The following is a 1,290-nucleotide window of genomic DNA, read 5'->3' on the forward strand; positions in this document are numbered from 1 at the left end:
TGGAGACCGCCGAGTTACCGCCCCCAGCGTTCTGCGGAGTGGACTGGGCCGAAGACCACCATGACGTCGCCATCGTCGACGCCGGCGGAAAGCAGCTCGCCAAAGCGCGGATCAGTGACGATGCGGCCGGATTCACCCAGCTCATCACGCTGCTCGCCGAACACGGTGACCACGAAGACCAGCGGATCCCCGTCGCCATCGAGACCTCCCGCGGGCTGCTGGTCGCCCAGCTGCAGGCCACCGGGCGGCCGGTCTACGCGATCAATCCGCTTGCCGTCGCCCGCTACCGGGACCGCCACACCGTCGCACGCCGGAAGTCCGACGCGGTGGACGCCGCGGTCCTGGCCAACATCCTGCGCGTCGACCGGGACGCGCACCGGCCTCTGCCTGCGGACTCGGAGCTTGCCCAGGCCATCGCTGTCCTCGCGCGGGCCCAGCAGGACGCGGTCTGGGACAAGGGCCAGGCCCAGAACAAGCTCCGTTCGCAGCTGCGCGAGTTCTATCCGGCGATCCTGGCCGCGTTCGCCGAGCACCGCTTCGGCCTGTGTGCCATGGAGGTCCGCACCATCCTGGCGGCCGCCCCGACGCCCACGAAGGCCGCCCAGCTCACCCGCCGCCAGCTGCAATCCCTGCTCAAACGCGCTGGCCGCGTCCGCGGCATCGAAGCCGAGGCCGACCGGCTCCACGAGATCTTCCACCGCGACTACATGCACCACCTACCCCAGGTCGAAGCGGCATTCGGCCGGCAGGCCCTCGCGCTGCTGCGGCAACTGGACGCCGCGTGCACCAACGCCGACGAACTCGAAGCCGCCTGCACCGAAGCCTTCGACACACACCCCGACGCACCGATCTACACCAGTTTCCCGGGCCTGGGCTCCTTGTCCGGAGCCCGGATCCTGGCCGAGATCGGCGACGACCGGACCCGGTTCGCGAGTGCCGGATCGCTGAAGGCATACGCAGGCAGCGCACCGGTCACCAGAGCCAGCGGCAAGAGCCGCGTGGTCCTGAGCCGCAAGGTCAAGAACCAGCGACTGGCCGCCGTCGGCTACGTCTGGGCCTTCTCCTCCCTGACGAAATCACCCGGCGCCAGAGCCCACTACGACCGGCGGCGCAAGGCCGGAGACCGACACATCGCCGCGCAGCGCAACCTGTTCAACCGGTTCATGGGGATGCTCTACTTCTGCCTCCAGCACCACCAGCCCTACGACGAGGCGAAGGCCTTCCCCAACCAGCCGCCGGCAGAGGTCCCCGCTCAGGCCGCTTGACGCGCCAACCGCGTGGGATGTCTGT

At 69.5% G+C, this 1,290-nt stretch carries 1 protein-coding gene; it reads left to right on the forward strand.

Annotated elements, in window-relative coordinates; all coding sequences use genetic code 11:
- Positions 1-38 precede the first annotated feature (38 nt).
- Entirely contained in the window at positions 39-1,265 is a 1,227-nt protein-coding gene (locus AB0I73_RS41360) for an IS110 family transposase (protein ID WP_363045527.1), read from the forward strand.
- Positions 1,266-1,290: the final 25 nt, after the last annotated feature.

The sequence above is a fragment of the Streptomyces sp. NPDC050388 genome (assembly GCF_040655635.1).
Lineage (GTDB): Bacteria > Actinomycetota > Actinomycetes > Streptomycetales > Streptomycetaceae > Streptomyces.